This is a genomic window from Vibrio sp. 10N.222.46.A1 (assembly GCF_041473595.1).
GTDB lineage: Bacteria > Pseudomonadota > Gammaproteobacteria > Enterobacterales > Vibrionaceae > Vibrio > Vibrio tasmaniensis_A.
Window position 1 is genome coordinate 1 of sequence record NZ_JBFRSN010000028.1, and the last position, 17,262, is coordinate 17,262.

Annotated in this window: 20 protein-coding genes; 17 read left to right on the forward strand and 3 right to left on the reverse strand. The window is 39.0% G+C overall.

The window, feature by feature from the left end:
• Both AB4496_RS01220 and AB4496_RS01225 read left to right on the forward strand, forming a co-directional pair.
• Positions 1-441, forward strand: a 441-nt coding sequence (locus AB4496_RS01220; protein ID WP_372130504.1) for a hypothetical protein, incomplete at its 5' end; no start/stop codon positions are given.
• A 27-nt stretch (positions 442-468) separates the two neighbouring features.
• Positions 469-1,209: a hypothetical protein gene (locus AB4496_RS01225; RefSeq protein ID WP_102258418.1), complete on the forward strand. Its 741-nt coding sequence runs from the start codon at positions 469-471 to the stop codon at positions 1,207-1,209.
• A gap of 46 nt (positions 1,210-1,255) precedes the next feature.
• Here the strand turns inward: AB4496_RS01225 and AB4496_RS01230 are convergent, their stop codons facing one another.
• Both AB4496_RS01230 and AB4496_RS01235 read right to left on the reverse strand, forming a co-directional pair.
• Positions 1,256-1,657 carry a hypothetical protein gene (locus AB4496_RS01230; RefSeq protein WP_133151986.1) on the reverse strand — a complete coding sequence of 134 codons (402 nt, stop codon included), beginning with the start codon at positions 1,655-1,657 and terminating at the stop codon, positions 1,256-1,258.
• 19 nt (positions 1,658-1,676) lie between these two features.
• Positions 1,677-3,167 (reverse strand): RecQ family ATP-dependent DNA helicase, encoded by a 1,491-nt coding sequence (locus AB4496_RS01235; protein ID WP_102258416.1) that lies wholly within the window; start codon positions 3,165-3,167, stop codon positions 1,677-1,679.
• A 158-nt stretch (positions 3,168-3,325) separates the two neighbouring features.
• Here AB4496_RS01235 and rdgC point away from each other — a divergent pair, with 158 nt between their 5' ends.
• From rdgC to AB4496_RS01310, 15 genes are all read left to right on the forward strand, one after another.
• Positions 3,326-4,225 carry a recombination-associated protein RdgC gene (gene rdgC, locus AB4496_RS01240; protein WP_372085553.1) on the forward strand — a complete coding sequence of 300 codons (900 nt, stop codon included), beginning with the start codon at positions 3,326-3,328 and terminating at the stop codon, positions 4,223-4,225.
• The gene (locus AB4496_RS01245) at positions 4,212-5,015 is read left to right on the forward strand and encodes a hypothetical protein (RefSeq protein WP_133151985.1); all 804 of its coding nucleotides are present in this window, start codon (positions 4,212-4,214) and stop codon (positions 5,013-5,015) included. The genes rdgC and AB4496_RS01245 overlap by 14 nt, the downstream gene beginning before the upstream one ends.
• Positions 5,016-5,031: 16 nt before the next feature.
• Entirely contained in the window at positions 5,032-6,417 is a 1,386-nt protein-coding gene (locus tag AB4496_RS01250) for a hypothetical protein (RefSeq protein WP_133151984.1), read from the forward strand.
• A gap of 243 nt (positions 6,418-6,660) precedes the next feature.
• Positions 6,661-8,073, forward strand: a complete 1,413-nt coding sequence (locus tag AB4496_RS01255) for a DNA cytosine methyltransferase (protein WP_102258412.1) — start codon at positions 6,661-6,663, stop codon at positions 8,071-8,073.
• A 42-nt stretch (positions 8,074-8,115) separates the two neighbouring features.
• Entirely contained in the window at positions 8,116-8,505 is a 390-nt protein-coding gene (locus AB4496_RS01260; protein WP_102258411.1) for a hypothetical protein, read from the forward strand.
• Positions 8,506-8,557: 52 nt separating this feature from the next.
• On the forward strand, positions 8,558-9,301 hold the full coding sequence (locus AB4496_RS01265) for a hypothetical protein (protein WP_102258410.1): 744 nt from the start codon (positions 8,558-8,560) through the stop codon (positions 9,299-9,301).
• Positions 9,302-9,731: 430 nt separating this feature from the next.
• A complete protein-coding gene (locus tag AB4496_RS01270; protein ID WP_102258409.1) occupies positions 9,732-10,175 on the forward strand; it encodes a hypothetical protein in 444 nt (147 codons plus the stop codon).
• A gap of 322 nt (positions 10,176-10,497) precedes the next feature.
• Entirely contained in the window at positions 10,498-10,908 is a 411-nt protein-coding gene (locus AB4496_RS01275) for a hypothetical protein (protein WP_102258408.1), read from the forward strand.
• A gap of 77 nt (positions 10,909-10,985) precedes the next feature.
• Positions 10,986-11,459 (forward strand): hypothetical protein, encoded by a 474-nt coding sequence (locus tag AB4496_RS01280; protein WP_372103087.1) that lies wholly within the window; start codon positions 10,986-10,988, stop codon positions 11,457-11,459.
• Positions 11,460-11,577: 118 nt separating this feature from the next.
• Positions 11,578-12,135 (forward strand): hypothetical protein, encoded by a 558-nt coding sequence (locus tag AB4496_RS01285; RefSeq protein WP_133153714.1) that lies wholly within the window; start codon positions 11,578-11,580, stop codon positions 12,133-12,135.
• 14 nt (positions 12,136-12,149) lie between these two features.
• Positions 12,150-12,419, forward strand: coding sequence for a hypothetical protein (locus AB4496_RS01290; protein WP_102258405.1), 270 nt, complete (start codon positions 12,150-12,152; stop codon positions 12,417-12,419).
• Positions 12,420-12,480: 61 nt separating this feature from the next.
• On the forward strand, positions 12,481-12,945 hold the full coding sequence (locus AB4496_RS01295) for a hypothetical protein (protein ID WP_102258404.1): 465 nt from the start codon (positions 12,481-12,483) through the stop codon (positions 12,943-12,945).
• 12 nt (positions 12,946-12,957) lie between these two features.
• Positions 12,958-14,160, forward strand: coding sequence for a site-specific integrase (locus AB4496_RS01300; protein WP_102258403.1), 1,203 nt, complete (start codon positions 12,958-12,960; stop codon positions 14,158-14,160).
• A gap of 53 nt (positions 14,161-14,213) precedes the next feature.
• Positions 14,214-15,683, forward strand: coding sequence for a hypothetical protein (locus AB4496_RS01305; protein ID WP_102579720.1), 1,470 nt, complete (start codon positions 14,214-14,216; stop codon positions 15,681-15,683).
• A gap of 76 nt (positions 15,684-15,759) precedes the next feature.
• Positions 15,760-16,665: a DNA cytosine methyltransferase gene (locus tag AB4496_RS01310; RefSeq protein ID WP_102258401.1), complete on the forward strand. Its 906-nt coding sequence runs from the start codon at positions 15,760-15,762 to the stop codon at positions 16,663-16,665.
• 97 nt (positions 16,666-16,762) lie between these two features.
• Here the strand turns inward: AB4496_RS01310 and AB4496_RS01315 are convergent.
• On the reverse strand, positions 16,763-17,262 hold a 500-nt coding region (locus AB4496_RS01315; protein ID WP_372130505.1), incomplete at its 5' end, for a Fe3+-citrate ABC transporter substrate-binding protein.

Below are 17,262 nucleotides of genomic sequence, written 5' to 3' on the forward strand. Positions count from 1 at the left end.
GTACTTAACAAAAGGAACTGTATTGTTATGAGTATGAATAAACAAATGCAATTTGAATTTGAAACTATGGTTAAAAATAGATATCCCAAACTATTTGCACGCATAGTACCGCTAGATTTCGACATTGCTAGACAGTTAACAGATGATTTGATTGATGCCAAAAGTGGATATCCGACATCTTGTATTCGAAGAATGGTTGCTCGCTTTATTGCACAACACACTAAATCACCAATCTACATTCTTGAGGTGACTAAAGCTTTCTACAAGAAACAGCCAAGAGTCGGCATTTATGGCCCATCTACACATATACTTTCTGGCCATATATTAGAAATGATAACGATTGCAGATAGAGAACCGAACTTCTTTATGGACTTAGAAAACTATGAAGCAATGCGTTACTACGAGGCGGTAAGGGAAGAACTTACCTGCGTTGTTCAATAGACAATCTCCAACACAAAGGATGTGTAAATGAGGATCACACAAGAAGATTCAATTAATCACTACTTAAAATCCAAGTTCGATGTAGTTATTGTTGATAGATTGGACTCTGGTAGCTTTGGGACCTGCTTTGAATTATCTAACGGACATGCTCTGAAGGTCACCACAAGTTTGAGTGAAGGAGTGTACGCAGCTCGTTGTTTAAATCAAAAAATGGATAATGTAACTGACATTCATAACGTAGTTTGTTTTCAAGATAGCGATTTTATTAAGAACCCCATCTTCCTTATAGAGCAAGATTTAGTCGATACCAATCACGATCGCTGCTATGTCGCAGGGCGAGCTTTATCTCTATTGGATGAATCTCTCTTCAGCATTTATGACTTCCTTGACCTTGATGATATGAGGGATGAAATTCGATATCAATTTGAAGCTGAACCTGAACTAATGGAGTGCATTGAAGAACTCCAAAATGGTATTTATCAGCATCAGGCATTGGGTAATATGGCCGCAGACGTAAAAGAAGATAACTTTGGCGTTAAATACATAGCAGGACAGCCCGTACTTTGCTTGTTTGACCAAATGAACCTGGGACTTGAGCGGCAACTGAAATTCAGATTTCATTTAGAAGAGCACCTTGAGCCATCCCAGTTAGATAAAGTATTGAAAGCGGATTTCCGCGTAGTCAGGAAAGAACTTGCCGAATTAGTGAGTCTACAAAACGTTGAGAATGTAGAAGACCTAACGTATTCCACCGATTTTAATATGTAGAATTAAGATCTGCTCCTTTGTTGGTCGCGCAGTGGGATTTCGGCTTCTACCGAGAGCAATTAATATCTATCTCCATCATTAAATCGTCCATCTCGCATTGTGCCAACGTAAACCGCTTACCGTAGACATTGCACCGTTTACAGCGCATCCAGTCAAACATCAGGTCTGTTTTGTGTTCCACTTCGCTAACCAAAGAATGTTTATCCCACTCATGTTCACAAGCAAGGACATTAATTGGAAGCTTCATCACCTCTAACTCTTTTTTGTATTCTTGAGAGTATCGATAGTAGGTGACGTCAGAACCTAATCTAGATACCATTTGAGCGCAGATAGAACAGACTCTCCACCAGCCATAATGTTCACTTTCTTCTTTACTGAGGTAGTATTTCCCTACGGATTTCTCAAATTCACAGATTTGACAACACCGTTTTTTAGGTTCTATGCTCATTTCATCGTCCTCATGGTAACTATAACCCCGCATAGCACTGTGTTAGGTAATTGACATTAGTGCCTTTTTTGGCGATGTAATCTTGCATCAAGTTAAACTCTAATTTGGCATGTGCCTTTCCTTCGTTATAAGCCTCACAACTAAAGTTCACATTAGGCATTAGAATGTAGAACGGTTGACCTGATTGAACATCGAGGTACACAATTCCCGTTCGGACTAAATAACTTAGACAGGCGTTGATTACCGTTTCACTTAATTCGGTTGAATACTCAGCGTGAGCAACGATCCAAGGCGTAATTTGCTCATAGAGTTCTGGGGAATCAACCTCTATGGATGATTCAAATGCAGCATACTCTTTTAAATATTGAAGCATCAGCGCGACCGACTTACTACTTGGATAAGACATCTCAATAAGGACATTTCCAACATGATGGCTGTCTTCAGAATGAAGTAAATAGGCATTGGAAGGTTGGCCATCGCGACCAATTCGCCCCGTTTCTTGCAAGTAAGCATCTACATTTAATGGGATGTCTACATGAAAACATTGACGAATATCTGAGATGTCTATACCAACACCAAATGCGTTCGTTGCAACCATTACCCCTGAATTAGATTGTACGTATTCACTAAATTGGGTTTTCTTTTGTTCAGGGAGCATGCCTGAATGATATTTGTATACATTTAAGCCTAAGAGTTCTAACAATTTAAAGACGACATCTACGCGCTTTCGTGTACCACAAAATATCAGAGTTTTATCGATACCCAGATAAGGCTTCATTGTCTTAACTGCTTTAACACACGAATTATGAAGCTTGGATGCTTTACTGTCTCCTGCAGCTCCGTTTAACCTGACTAGCTCGCTAAGTGTTAGTGCTCCAGATTCTTGCAAGATTGTATAATCAATATTTGCTTTTACTGGATTATCTCTAATAACTGTAAAATCAGAATCGAACACCTCATTTAAAGTATCAATGGTGGCGAGTGATGCTGTAGCGGTTAAGGCTAAAAATTGAGGTTTTTTGATCTGCGAGCGGATCGTGTCAGAGAAGGCTTTAAAAGCTGGTCTAAAGTTATCTCCCCATTGCTTAACAAAATGAGCTTCATCAATCACTATGCGTCTTACTTTACGTTTTGACAATACTCTTGAGAGAAGTGCTGTGTGAGCAATCGACTCAGGTGAACAATAGATGAGCTTAACAGATTCTAAATTCTTAGTAATGGCTTCTCTTTCTGACTCTATAAGCTGACTGTGGTAGGCCATAGCTACGACTTCACCCATTTTCTTATTAATGGTGGTCACTTGATCCGAAATGGTGGATATCAAAGGGCTGATAACAATCGTAACTTGGTCGTCGAGTAACGCCGGCAACTGAAAGCAAAGGCTTTTTCCGTACCCTGTAGATAAAGCGGCTAAAACATTTTTCCGTTCTTTGACGACTAGCTGTATGACATCTCTCTGCAATGGCTTTAAGCAATCTACCCCAAGCTTCTCTAAGATTTCATTAAGCATCTTTTATCCCCTTTAATAAATCGTTTACTCTCCACCCAATCTAACATGGGTTTTTCCCGGCATCCGGCGGAATTAGGATGAAATTTTAAATTAAGTTATATACTATAAACAAACAATCCGAACATAAGGGCGTAACAGTGCTTATAAAAAAAATCAGTGTGTTTTCGTATAACTTATCGGATAACACGCTTCCTAACATAAATAAGATTGCCTCAAACAATTCATGTCCTGAAACAACAGAAACCATCTTGAAAACTCGCGGTTTTGAACGCCCCTTTATGGATATTGATCAACATGAGGAGTTTGCGGTTCAAGTTGGTGAATTTGTTATCGCTATGATTGTCATTCAGGAGAGAAAGGCTAAGCGAGATGATGTCAGCCATAAGTTAGCTATATGGAAGCAAGAGATGCGTAATGGCGATGCCCCTGTCACGCGTAAGGATGAACGTGATCAAAGGAAAGTTATCGAAGCAGAGTTAGCTAAAATAGCATTACCGAGCCGCAATGAAATAGAGATGTTCATTGATATCAAAAATCAACAAATTTGGTTGACCACCAGCTCTAAAAAAGAAATTGATGAAATTTCTTCTTTACTTATGTCTGCAGGTATTTCCCTTCAAGCAAAACCGTTTTCGCCAGTCATGGAGGAAAACTTAACCGAATTCATAAAAGTGCCTAACAAGATTGCTGAAGACTTTGATTTAGGAGATAAAGCTAGCTTGGTCAATGAAAAAGCTATCGCTCGATACACGGGGCAAGATTTAGCATCTTCTGAACTTGAAACGAATGTAGATAAATGCAAACAAGTCACCAGTGCTGAATTTGAATTCAAAAAAGCCATTAAATTTTCTATCAGTAACACACAAGCTCTAACTAGCATAAAGTACGATAAAGATGCAGTTATTGAGATGTTAGAGTATGAAGTAGAAGATGGCGATTTATTGCATTTAGCCAAGCAATCGATCCGCATTAGATTGGAAGCTCTCAATCTACTTATTCCGAATCTTTTCTCCATGTTTGACGCTATGGACGAAAGTGGCGGTTTTGAAATTAGTTAAAGAGGAATTAATGATGAATAGCAAGTTTTCAAAATTGATACTTGGGTTAACACTCGCACTCCCGTTTTTACCCGCCATCTGCAATGCTGGAGACTGGGTTTCTAGGGGGCATTGGGAGTTTCAGGAAAGTGTTGATTACAATAAATTTCCCGATAGCCGGTGGAAACAAACTGTTGTTTTCGATATCTACGATACCTCACCTGAATCCAGAACTACTGTACAACGCGAATTGGCGGAAATAGGAAATATGGTTAACGGTAAGGGATTGGTTAAAAATTACAATAGAATGACTTCCTTATCAGAGAAATGGGTCAACTCATATATTAATTCTTTTGGTCAAATACCCGGGCGCTTCAAAGAGAAAACCGCAAGACGAGATCTCTTAGGTATGAATATCATGCTGTTCAGCCATAAACTAAATGGACAAAGCAGCGCAGATCTTTACAAGCTGTACGACAACCTACAATCACTTAGACATCATACCCTTTATCGTAAATGGTTTACCTGCACAATAGGTAATGGGGACAAAGAACGTTCCGTTAAATGTGAAGATGTCGTAATTCCATTTATCTCAAAAGCAAAACTTGCGAGAGTAACCAATCAATTTTCTAAATTGTACGGCTTTAATCCAAATAAGAGTTCATTCGTGATGTACAACAAAACGACTAATGAACTTCTAGTAGCAAGATATAAGCAACAAAACCCAGATGACCTCGTAAAGCTGTACCCAATCAACTTGAACACTGGGAAAGGTGGAGCGCCACTATTTTTAAGTGAGTTTAGATTTTAGAGCAGGCAGTAGAGCAATGGATTACAAATACAAAATGAATAAAGTATCCGCGTGCGTTGTGACACTTATGTTGACTGGTTGCTTCAGTAGTGGGCCGTCTACTATCTCGGTTTCAATTAGTGACCAGGCTACAAAAAAACTTCTTGCTGAAATGAACCCTAGTGATTTCAGTGTTTTTTATCTCGACACCCAAACATTTTCAAAAATCACTACGGTATACACAGATATGCTGCTTGTTAACCAGGCACTCGACTCGGCAGATTTGCGCACCATTAATGAATACCTACCATCTCTAAACTCGGTACGATTGCGTAATTATTACGATCAAAACTTATCTGATTTAATGCAAAATTTTAGATACAACGAAGCGATGAAGTCCTTTAACGAGGAACTATCAGGACTTTCCATTGCCTCTGAACATTCTCAAAGCCAATTACAGAAAATAGAAAGTCATATAGATAAGTATGTTGCTCTCGACAAAATTGAAGGCAAGAAAACTGAAGTAGTGCAAAATGAAATCGCCAATTCAAAATATCGCATTGTTCAATTAAAACAAGAATTAGAGCGTAAGGTTAGGGGGTTCCAATTACGTGCTGGGGCCATTTTTAAGGCTAAAGATGTAGCTTATGAACACCACAACGTATTTGCAGCTATAAATAATAACTGCAATAGGTACAGTGGTAAGTACAAGTACCGTGTCTATATAGGTGATCTTTGCTTTGTAAAATCCCTCCCGCCAGGTGTGAAGTTCGATATAGCGATGAACAAAGCGTACCAAAAAGGATTCATCGACTACATCGGTCACCGATTTAAACTTACTAACAGTAGCCCCGCTTACAATGGTACATACTTAGCAGAAATAGATGAAATTAAACAAAGCATTCACCATGAAAAGAAACAATTAGATAAAGTATATGGAAGCCTAAAAAAACTTAATAGAGAGGCAGGAACCCTCAGTAGCATTGCTAGGAATGATCGATACAAAATTGAACATTTCGCCAGAAACAAAACGAAATTTATCGAAACCTTCCTAGGACAAGAGTTTCTGGACGTTAAGAACAAGATTGGCTTCGGTGTTGATTTGAATGACCCGTCATCTCCGCTTTATTTGGATGTATCGGATATTTTGGCAAATACACCAGCCGTAACACTTGATAATTCTTACAGTGCCGATTTTAAATCTAATTCTTCAATGGTAGTCATCGTAGTCGGCAAGGAAAGTGGCAATCCTAACTTTCCAGTTTTCATGCTTCCTGAAGTTATCGATCAATCGACCATTGGCGCACAGGAAACTCTTTACTACAACTTAGGAAGCAACAACACAGAAAGTGTAAGCGACAAAGGAGCATTTGATACCTTTGTTACTCTTGTAGGCGAGTCATATGTACGGTGGAAAAAATAATGAAACTAACCAAAGTGCCAGTGTCAAAATTGAGAGAACGTTCAGGATTTAGTTTAGCGCCGCTCAACGAGTACGCTCTAATTCGTGTATATCGAAAAAGAAGGTCTGTGGTGAAGTCTGAAGTTGAAACTGATTCATAAGAACAGGTAGCTATTATGTAATTAATTGTTAGAAAAACGCCGTATTCGCGACATTTCGAGTGGTATTGTAAATTAAGAATTAATTTAACGAGAGTCGATACGCGTGATAACAAGAGAAACATATTCGGTAAAACATATTGCAAACGGTGTGGGCCGAATTTATATAAAAAACTCAAAAATCCTTCGACAAAATGGTTATGTAGCTGGGGCTCAATTCTCAATCACTGAAAGGAAACATGCTTTAAAACTTACCCTTTGCAACGATGGTACCAAGAGCGTAAACAAGACCAACAGGGGTGAACTGGTAGAAATCAGGTCTAAGATGGTCGGTGCTGTTCTAAATGGCGTTTCAAAGGTCAATGTTACGTTCAAGCAGGGAATAATTTATATTGAAGTGGCTTTGGTAGAGCTAAAGCGCATGATCCGAGAAGCAGCCCTTATCAAAAGTCTATTGAATGAGATTCCGCTCAGATTCGCCTCTATATTCTCCGGTATTGGTACTCTGTCATACCAAATAAAGAAAGGGTTACAATCTCAGTTAATTGAATCAGAAATAGCTCTCTCAATTGATTCTGATACCTTGGCCATGAATATTCAAATAGAAGGGAATCCCATTTGGAACACTCCGACAGAAGATGCACAAGCATATGGAGTTGATATACGAGATATAGACGTAGATCAACTTAAATCGGTTCACGTAGCAGAAGTAGGGTATCCGTGCGTAGGGCAATCTACGCTTTGTCCCGCGAGCAGAAGGGACTTAGATCACCCAGAAGCAGGAACACTATTTATCCCACTAATCGGCATCATTAAGAAGCTAAATCCTGCCTTAATTATTCTAGAAAATTCCGTACCATTTATTAAGAGTCAAACACTTTCACTAATGGAACGAGAATTTGACTTCTTAGGCTATAGACTGCAAACCACAAAAATTAATGGCTACGATAACGGTGACTTTGAGGAAAGGAGAAGAGCTTGCGCAGTACTCATATCAAAAGGTTTACCAGAACTCCCTTTAGATCAATTTTACCCTCCATCTGATATCGAACGCTCAACATTCAATTCGATTAGGGATGATATTGCAGATAACAGCGATAAATGGAGCCTAATGGAACACGTAACTAAGAAGTCAAACGATACCAGGCTTAATTTTAAGCACAACCTTCTAATTGGCGATGAAGACAAAGTAGCAACGCTCACGGCGGGATACGCATCACCCAGAATAGGATCTCCGATGGTGGCGCATGATAATTATGAAGAAAACGGACTACAGCGTTTAATTTCCAATTTGGAACATTCTAGAATCCGAGGTATCCCGGACCAATTATGGCGTGTCCTTGAGAAAGTAGGTGCCGGTAATCACAGTTTGGTGAGTAAACGAGGAAACACCTCACACGTCCATCGAATGCTAGGTAATGGAGTTTCGCCAAAGGCATGGTTCAATTTATCAGCATTTATTGGGGGTTATTTAAGAAACCTAGCTTATAAGGAAAGTCTTATGAGTAAGTTCCGATAGCAGATATATTTGACCAAACAGATAAATTTTAAGGATGGAATAATGTCACAGAGAATTATGCAGTTTGATAGAAATGATACAACGAGAGATATCATTGTGTGCGGTTGGGATCGCCCTCTGTCGCAGTTGTTTTGTTATGTGGGCTCTGAAACAAAGTCTGCATATGAATTTATGCCAGATGATGTAGACGAATGGCTATTAGATGAGCAACTAAAGTTAGACAAATTTATTTATGTTCCTAATGGTGACGTGACTACTGAGTGTTTAAACACATTAAAAAGGTTCATTGAAAATGGTCACGCAATGTTAGAGCAACCTATGAGTGATGATGTCATAACGCAATTGCTTGAACTATTGAAAGAAGATGCTAAAACCGATTTGATGAACGTAATTTCACTACATGCTATCAATGGGCAACTTGAAGCCAAGTAACGAGTAAGCGATTGAATTGAAACGAACTTCTAAAATATGAGAGTAAAACGTAATGATGTCACTGAAACCATTCCAAAAAGTAAAACTATTGCTTGTTGTGATCGCCATATTATTTGCTTGGTGTTATCAAAGAGCCAACACAGAACCAGAAATAACTCGGCATGGGTTAAAACCTATGACTGCATCTATCGCGCAAGCGTGCTCTTTAGAGGGAGACTGCATAGACGGAGTGCTTCTTCTGCAAGGTCAATTTACCATTTTCTCAAAAGAGGTACTGGAAGACTTTTTTCTTGAAAATAATTTAACTTTTGGGGATGTTGAATATATTTGCTTCGATTCGCCAGGCGGTGAAAATTCATTTGGGATATACCTTGGAACTGAAATTGCTAACAACAAAATAAATACGTGTGTTGCTGATGCTTATTATGTAGCGGGAGAACTAACGTCAGAATTATCTGAATCTAATGAAGCCACTATATGTGCCTCTATGTGTCCGTTTACTTATATGTCTGGAAACGAACGTATAATGCTTGGTAAATCCACAGAATTTCTTTACCATTCATCTCAATCAACAATTGGAGTTTGTGGCTTTTGTGTTTACACATTCACAGATAAAAGATCAAAAGATCAAATAATGAATTTACTCCTCTCTTACAAAGAGAAAGGAAGTAGACCAATATCCGAAATAGAAAAATTGATTGATGTAACATTTAGCATTCCTCATGAAAAAATAGCTCCAATGACATATGAGCAATTAGCCAAATACAACGTTGTGACTCAATTTGAAAGCCTTTAATGCACTGCTCAAACTCCAACCTTTGTAGACCTTCATACTAAATACTGATCTCTAAAATGACATAAGGAAAAACCTCGGTATGTTCGAGGTTTTTCCTTAAAAAACCACCAGCTATACACAGCCTAGAGTGACGCTGTAACTGTTAAATTAATCAACCATGCCCGACCAATTATCCTAATATTGGAAATACTGTCAGTACTTAAGCTCGACAATTCATACACCCAGTAAGCTGTTCGTCTAAAGTAAATTTCAATTTGGGGAAAGATGGTAAAAAGAAACATAATAAAATCGTGCATAACGATTTTATTATGTTTATAATGCATACTGCAAACTATAATTCATCAATTGAATGTTAGTGTATTACAACGATTATGTTTCATGTGGATTATAAAGCAGCATGGAATCCGCAGTTAACTTAAGAGGGAATTCAATGAGCTATCGTGAACCTTTAATGTACCCATATCTAATGTCGGGATGTGTTGTACATCAGTTCGAAGTGGTACGTCATGAATCGGAGGTCTTCGGTAAAAAACAGATCGACCAAATTGAACTGAACTTTATTGGAATAGACAAACCGAGCGCCTATCTATCCGTTGAAGATTTAAGTCGCGGTGTAGATGGAATGATTCAATTCACTAATGCGCTAGAAATAGGCCTGGGACTTGATGATCGAAAGAGCGATATGATTTCTATTACCACAAGAAGTGTAGACTTCTTAACTTTTGACAGGAAAGGGCGAGGGTATTCGAAGTTGGAAGTTAGTAGTTCCGGCATTAATACAATCACGACGACCGCAAAAGAGTGGGAAGTCGATCCTATAAAAACATTGCTAAACATTTATACGCTCCTTACGGATGCGAGTAGTCGGAAATAGAAAGAGCTAACTTATGAAATAGCAAAACAAAGAAGCAATGCGAGCTTGCCGACCCCTCCCTAAGCGCAGTTAAACTTGTTCGGCAATAAACTGTGCAATTTCCATTAGGATATTGCACTTTTCTTATTGCTCCACCAAAAACAGAAGTACAAAAGAATTCGTTAAATTACAAGCTAAATAATTCATGATGACAGCAAGTTAATTGATTTTAAATGGATAGGGGATTCCGAGTGTTTACATTTCAACTTATTATAATAAAAACGCATTGCGTTAGTTTTATTATGAGTGTAAGCTGTATATATAAACAGTAAGGAGTAAGAGAATGCTAAAGAGTCCAATTTATCAATCGGAAAATGAAAACCATTATTTCGAAATCATTCCAGAAGGCGTCGCAAACCCATCGATATACACTTTTGCTTTCAGTTCGTTATTTTTCAAGTTCAATATCTGGGAAGAAGTCAAAGAGGCTTCAATCAGCATCTCTAATCTTGAGAGAGGGGCGGAAGGAATCGCTGATTTTATTCAATCAATCCCACTACCAATCAATGCCCCTGAAAGCGGCGACTACCGATTTTTGTGTCGCACCATGAATGTATTGGCGATTGCCGAAAATGGGAAAGATATCCGTCTGCTAGACAAATACGATAACGTTCTATTTCGCTTGTCGGCAAATGAATGCAGAGATGACCCTTCCACTGGGTTGGCTTTCATTTATGCATTCGTAATGAAATAGCCGATTGCAAAACAGAAACTTACGATGATCAAAAGGTATTAATGATGAGTTATCCCCAATCAACAATTGCAGAAGTTTTGAGTCTACAAAAGGAGTTTGAAGGCATCTCCAAGCTAATTGGTGACAGTGTAGCGAGAGTGTCTAACAAAGCTATGGGCGCCATTATTGATGAACAGCAAAAAAGCGCCATCAATTACACACTGGTTATCCCTCAGTCGAATGAAGCAATTGAATTAGGGGGCGGTAAGCTATGGTTTGCCGGCTTTGTCTTTGTTGAAAATAGTCAAATTCAATGGGGTGATACAAACATTACACTGCCACTACATGCACAAATCGTTGAATCGTTGACAGAGCATTTTAAAGGCTGCATTTCACTAACTGGTGACAACCTTACCGAAATCTCTCTAGCAGAACGACTCGCAGCTAAGCGCCTTGTCCAGACAGAAGCACTAACACACACGATCATCGTCCCTGACAGCACTATGGGTGTTGAGTGTGGCCACGGAAGCGGCATTTGGCACCCTGTACTAATTTCTAGCAACCAACTTTAATTTTAGGAACAACTATGGCTACTAAACAACCTATACAACCTCTGCATCCGTTTAACCCTCAAGCGCCTCGCGCTCAATCTCAAAAGCTCGCTTACAGTGCCAATAGGTCGTGAAGTACTTGTTTGAAAATTGTGGCATTCCTGCCATTTCAAACTTGATGGCAATGGAATTCCCAATATCTGACAAAGAACAATTTTGTCAGCTATTGGGATGCACTTTTAAACAGTGTGTTGAATTTGGGTTTTCTCCAGATGCTAAAGAAGTTCCTACACTATCGAAGTCTCGTTACATCCAAATTCGAAATAAAATTCAACTTGAGGCTAATGAAGGCACCGAATGGTACAGAACCTTCCACCTTACGCCTCGACCAATTCAACCACTATTAGTAGATGAGAAGCGAGGGCTCATTTTTAAAGAGAATGCAATCGTAACCTACCTACTAGACAACAACCCAAATGGGCTCACATTCAATGATTTATACCGTGGGTTAAGTCCGTGTGAATATGTAGAAGATTATGAACAGTTCGCTCAACTGATCGGCTACCCACTAGAAGGTTTCCTTGAAATGAATTCGACATCAGAAGAATCCGCTAAAGCAGCAAAATTGATGTATGAACATGGATTTACAGAGTTAGAAGCTCGAAACAAGGTAATTGAACTAATTGCCAATCAATAATTAAGGCGGTCATCATGCTACTCGATAAAGTTAACTCGGATTTCAACTTAGTCATGTCAAATTCTATGCCATCAACCAATTACGAACTTCGCAATATGACGACTGTGGCAGGGTTAAATTTCATTGCGATCACGGTTCCCAAAGCTAAAGGTGTAGGCGAACCCATGATTATCATCGTTAATGGGGCTAAGAAAATCGTCAATATAAAGCATGACAAAGACGAGAAGCATGATGCATGGGCCAGGCTGTCAAAATTGCTTTGCCTCTATTTCTTTAAGTTTTGACTTATCTGGCAAGTGAAATCTGAAGAAACATAAAAGACTAGATCATAAAGAGGATCGCGTTATGCTGACAGCTCAACAAACTGGCTTTATGCCGATAATTATAAGCTTGATGTCCATTAGGATTAATGCCGTTGATTTAAAAGTACTAAATCAGATCCTAAGTTCAAAGATACACGGTTTACGAGTGTCGAACGCCAAAGGCCAAGACTTTTACTTTGAAGCGATCAGCACTCAACTTATTAACTATCACAATACAAACTACATTCACGTAGAGTTTAATAGTGACTGCCAATCCGTCATTGATCATTATCCTATGATGAATTTCGATTTAGACCCATTAAGCTTTGATTTGCAGCCTGTTCACATAGAGGTTTTTGTCGATAGTGGGGCGGATGTCTTTATACACGCTTCAACATCCTTTAACTTTAGCAACTTACGAACTGAAAAAGAAGTTGGCGTTAATGCTGTGAGAGAATGCAATTTCGTTAAAATAAACCATAACCATTCCACCCAAAAGTCGTCATAACGAGCTATTTGTATGAGCAAAAATAAAGTCACCACTTTACCTGTTAAATCATCTTCTCAAGGAATTGCTCTTAGAGAAGATGATTATGATGTCATGAGTAAATGGAAACAGCGTCAATCTAAATTAGGTCGATTTCAAGTTAATTTCCCTGATTTAATTGAGCTAATAGATCCATTATCGGAAAACGCTGACTTCATTGTTATTCGAGCAAACAAGTTCAACAAGGATCGTGGTGGCTTATCCAAATCTACAACTCAACAACTTGCTAGTGTATTAAGAGCATGGGCTAAATTTTGCGTAGATCGGGGGATTTATGCGTTTCCGCAGCCGAACAGTAATGCGGTAGAACTGTATTTGATGCACCTAATTGCGCTCGATAAATCGATTGCGACCATTAATCAACACCGCAACCAATTGAGATACATTTATGATTACTTGGAGGTGTATAACCCACTGCGCTCACCGGATGTAAAAGCAATAACTAAATCCCTAAAGCTCGATTACGTTGAGTTAACTGGGAATTCCTATACACAAAATCAAGCAACGCCGTTGAGGGCTGTTCACTTAAATGCATTATTTGACCACTTTGACAATTTAGACTTAAAAATCAGGGCCAGAGTATCACTCAAGCAGCGAAAGTATTTAGCGATTGCGAGTACGCTTTATTCGACTTGTTTACGTGAAGATGAAATTTGTCGTATAAAACTTAAGGACCTAATAGAAACTTTTGATGAAAATGGTGATGTAGCATTTAAAGTACTACGAACCCGAAGTAAAACAGGGGTTGACGTAAAGTCTAAATTTGTCACTGGTCGTTACGCTGTCACTCTTAAATCGTACCTGACTCGTGTGACACCCATTTTGCACAGTACCGATTTCGTTTTCAGTAATATAAGCGAAGGTTTAGTTGCGTTATCGCCAAGCACACCTCCAACGGGAACAACTATAGACCGCAATTTATCGTCGCTATTTCAGATTTTTACTCAACTAAATTCTGAAAATTTAGAAGCTGACATTTCAGTGTATAACAAGCCGAACTGGACTGGTCATAGTGGTCGAATTGGTCGGGTGGTGGACGAATATGTAATAAACAAATTGAGAATAGATCAAATTCAGCCAATAGGTGATTGGAAATCAACTCAAATGGTATTGGTTTATTTACGTGAAGTTATGGAAAACGAAGAAATGGAAAAAAACATAAGAAGTGCAGAGTGAATCATTTACCTGGGACTTAATGGTACGTAATTTATATTTATACAGAGGCTTACATGAACAAATCACTTGTAATAACTGCAAACCAATCCGTTATCGAGTCAGCCCTAATCAACGCTGACTTCAACATGACTCGATATCCATTGATGACTATTCTTTCAGTACTGTGCGAAAGCATAATTTCTAAGGAATTTTGCCAAAATGAAATGGATGGCCACATGGCATTTCTGTGTAACTCTACGAAGCAAGCTGTCTCTACATTCAAGCTAACATCTAAAGAAGGTTCGATTAGTGATGAAATGAAAAAAGACTTCTTAGCTGATTTGTCGATCATTAATGGTGTGACTTCGTTATACAAAACAATGCAAACGCTCAACGTTCAGCACAATGATACAATTAACAAACTGACCGACCCTATCACTCTTCAAAACCAAGCAGACAGTTCACTGATAACTGAGATATCCGAACTTAACACACAATTATCTTCAAGCACATTAATCCTCTCTCAGAGTCAAGCAGAACTACAGATTCTAAAAGAGAAGTACAGCCTACTTGAGAACAATTTAGCGTCGAATAAAGAAGCGTCTGAGCGTTTATCCCATTTTTTACTGTGTTTAAAAAACAAACTCGGCATCGAGGAAGGTAGCTGTCAGAAGTCTGATATTTTAGATGATGTGATCGTAAGCCTGGTGACCAATAACAATGCTATAAAAGAGCATGAACACACAAAGTCTAAATTAGCAGCAACCATTAAAAAACTGAATGATGTAAGTAAAAGAGAAGCAACGCTTCGAAAGATGAACCCTGAATCACTCCAGAAGCGGCTCGACAAGCAAAAGAAAAACAAAGATGAACATAAGGTAGAATTGGCAGAGGAACGCTCTAAGCATCGCGCAGAGCTCGAAATAGCAAAGCAATGGAAGACATTGTATTCGACAATTCAGGTTGAACAATCGGGAGTCGGTTTAGAAAACATAGAATTTAATGTCTACGTGGTTAACGAGCCATCCAAGTCACGAAGTAATAATTTAAACATTGCTACTGTCGACTTGCCATTTACGATATTGGTGCATTCTTCAACGGGTATCTATTTTGAAGTGCAATTCACGTATTTTGGCACACCTATTTATCCAGCCATAGGCCCACATCAAAAAGGGTGGCCAAGGGAGGTCAATAACCAAGTCCATTTATGTCTAATTGAACAGTTAGGGTCCAGCAAGTTCAGAAACAAACGTACCTTGGAAATAATGAGTCAAATCGAAAAAATCAAGAAAGTGTCTATTCTAGATTTAGACATAGACGAGTTTGAAGGTTACTACGATATTATACTGGCCTGTGGTTGCAAAACCTTGTGGGGAGCAGCTGCCTTATCCTCCGACAGCTTCGTAAGTGCCGTTCAATCTAATTTAGTTGATGACACATACGCAGAAGTAAAAATTCGTGATGCCCACCAACTTGTTTTAGAGTTTATTACAACTGTATGCCAAGAAGCAGCAAGGATCAGAAAGTTCTCTTTCGCTGCTTAATTTCGACATTCCGACGTATTAACAGAAAAACCAATGCTAAGGTACTGACTAAATAACATTAGTGAGTACCTTTTTTATGAGCGAATATTCAATAACAAGTTTCTTTAGCGGAGCTGGCCTTGGTGATAAGGGAATTGTGGATGCTGGAGTTCGGATCAACCAATCATTTGAAATGGATGCTAACGCCGTTAAAACGTATAACGCGAACTTTGATCACCAAATTTCTGAAACTGACATAACCAAAACTTTGGTGCTTGAACAAACAAAATCCGAAGGCATGGTTTTTTCTTACCCGTGTACCCGTTATTCCAATATGGCGAATTTGCACGGCACACAAACTGGTGATGACCTCTATCTACATGCATTACGATTTTTAGCGATAGCAAGACCAGAATTTTACGCCGTCGAGAACGTTGTAGGACTCAAATACTTCAAAATAGTCATGGAAGCCATGACGAAAATGAGCGACTACTATGTTCAGATTTTTTGCCCTGTGGAATCATCTATCTTCGTACCGCAACGTAGAGATAGATTAGTAATTTTAGCGACCAAGAAGTATTTCAATTTTAGACCTCCTGAAAATCTCAAACCCGTTTCATTAGCATCTATATTGGAAAAAAACCCACAAATTAGCATTCCAAAGTCAGTTTACACCCGCCTTGATGGTGGCTACCGTGATCTACCGATTATCTCAGATCCGCGCAAAGGCGACATTGCGCCCTGCTGTCTAGCCCACTACGGTAAAGACCGTGGAACTAGGCTCGTTGTCGATACCAACTTTCCTCGCAATGTGCGTCCATACACAGTTAGGGAGTACGCCAGATTGCAAGGCCTTGAAGATTCATTCGTCTTTCCTGTGTGCGACACAGAGGCTTTTAAGCAGATCGGAAATGGAATTACACGTCATGTTGGCATATGGATAGGCACCGAATTTAAGCGATATATGTCCCAAGGCAGAAGAATAGCATCAAATCTTAGTTAAGATACCTATCATAGATTTCGAGATGAGAAGGGAAGGTAAGCTAACTACTTTTCATCTCCAAAAATAATGACCAACAACATTAAATTTCATTGCTGAATCATTTGAATTTAGCAAAGGAGTAACGTCCAATATGTTCAATAATAGGTAATATATCGCTATAGGCTTCGAGCAAAGCAGACTTGGTTTGGATGTAGGCAGAGAGCTTGCCGTACTTTCCAATTGAGCGCACAACGGTTTTATATTGGTACTTGCCCGAATTGGTATTCAACACCCTCCACTTTGTCAAATAACATAACTCTTTCTTATCGGGGTCCGATAGGGTCGGGGTCGGCTTATACACCAAAGTTGGCTCTAGGCTACGTGGTAACCGGCCTAATAAAAGTTCATCTTCCAAAATCCTTTTCCAATGTTTACCCCAAAACTTTTTCCCTAATTGATTGCGCTTTTTGATAGCTATCTTTAATGCTTCTTTCTCGCCAAGCTTGATAAATCCAACGCTTAAGTGTTGTACAGTAATTGAGGAGTCGGGGACGTGTATCTTGTATGCGGTTCTTCCTTTGGAAATAAATCGATGACCAACCTTGCCGACTGTGGTAG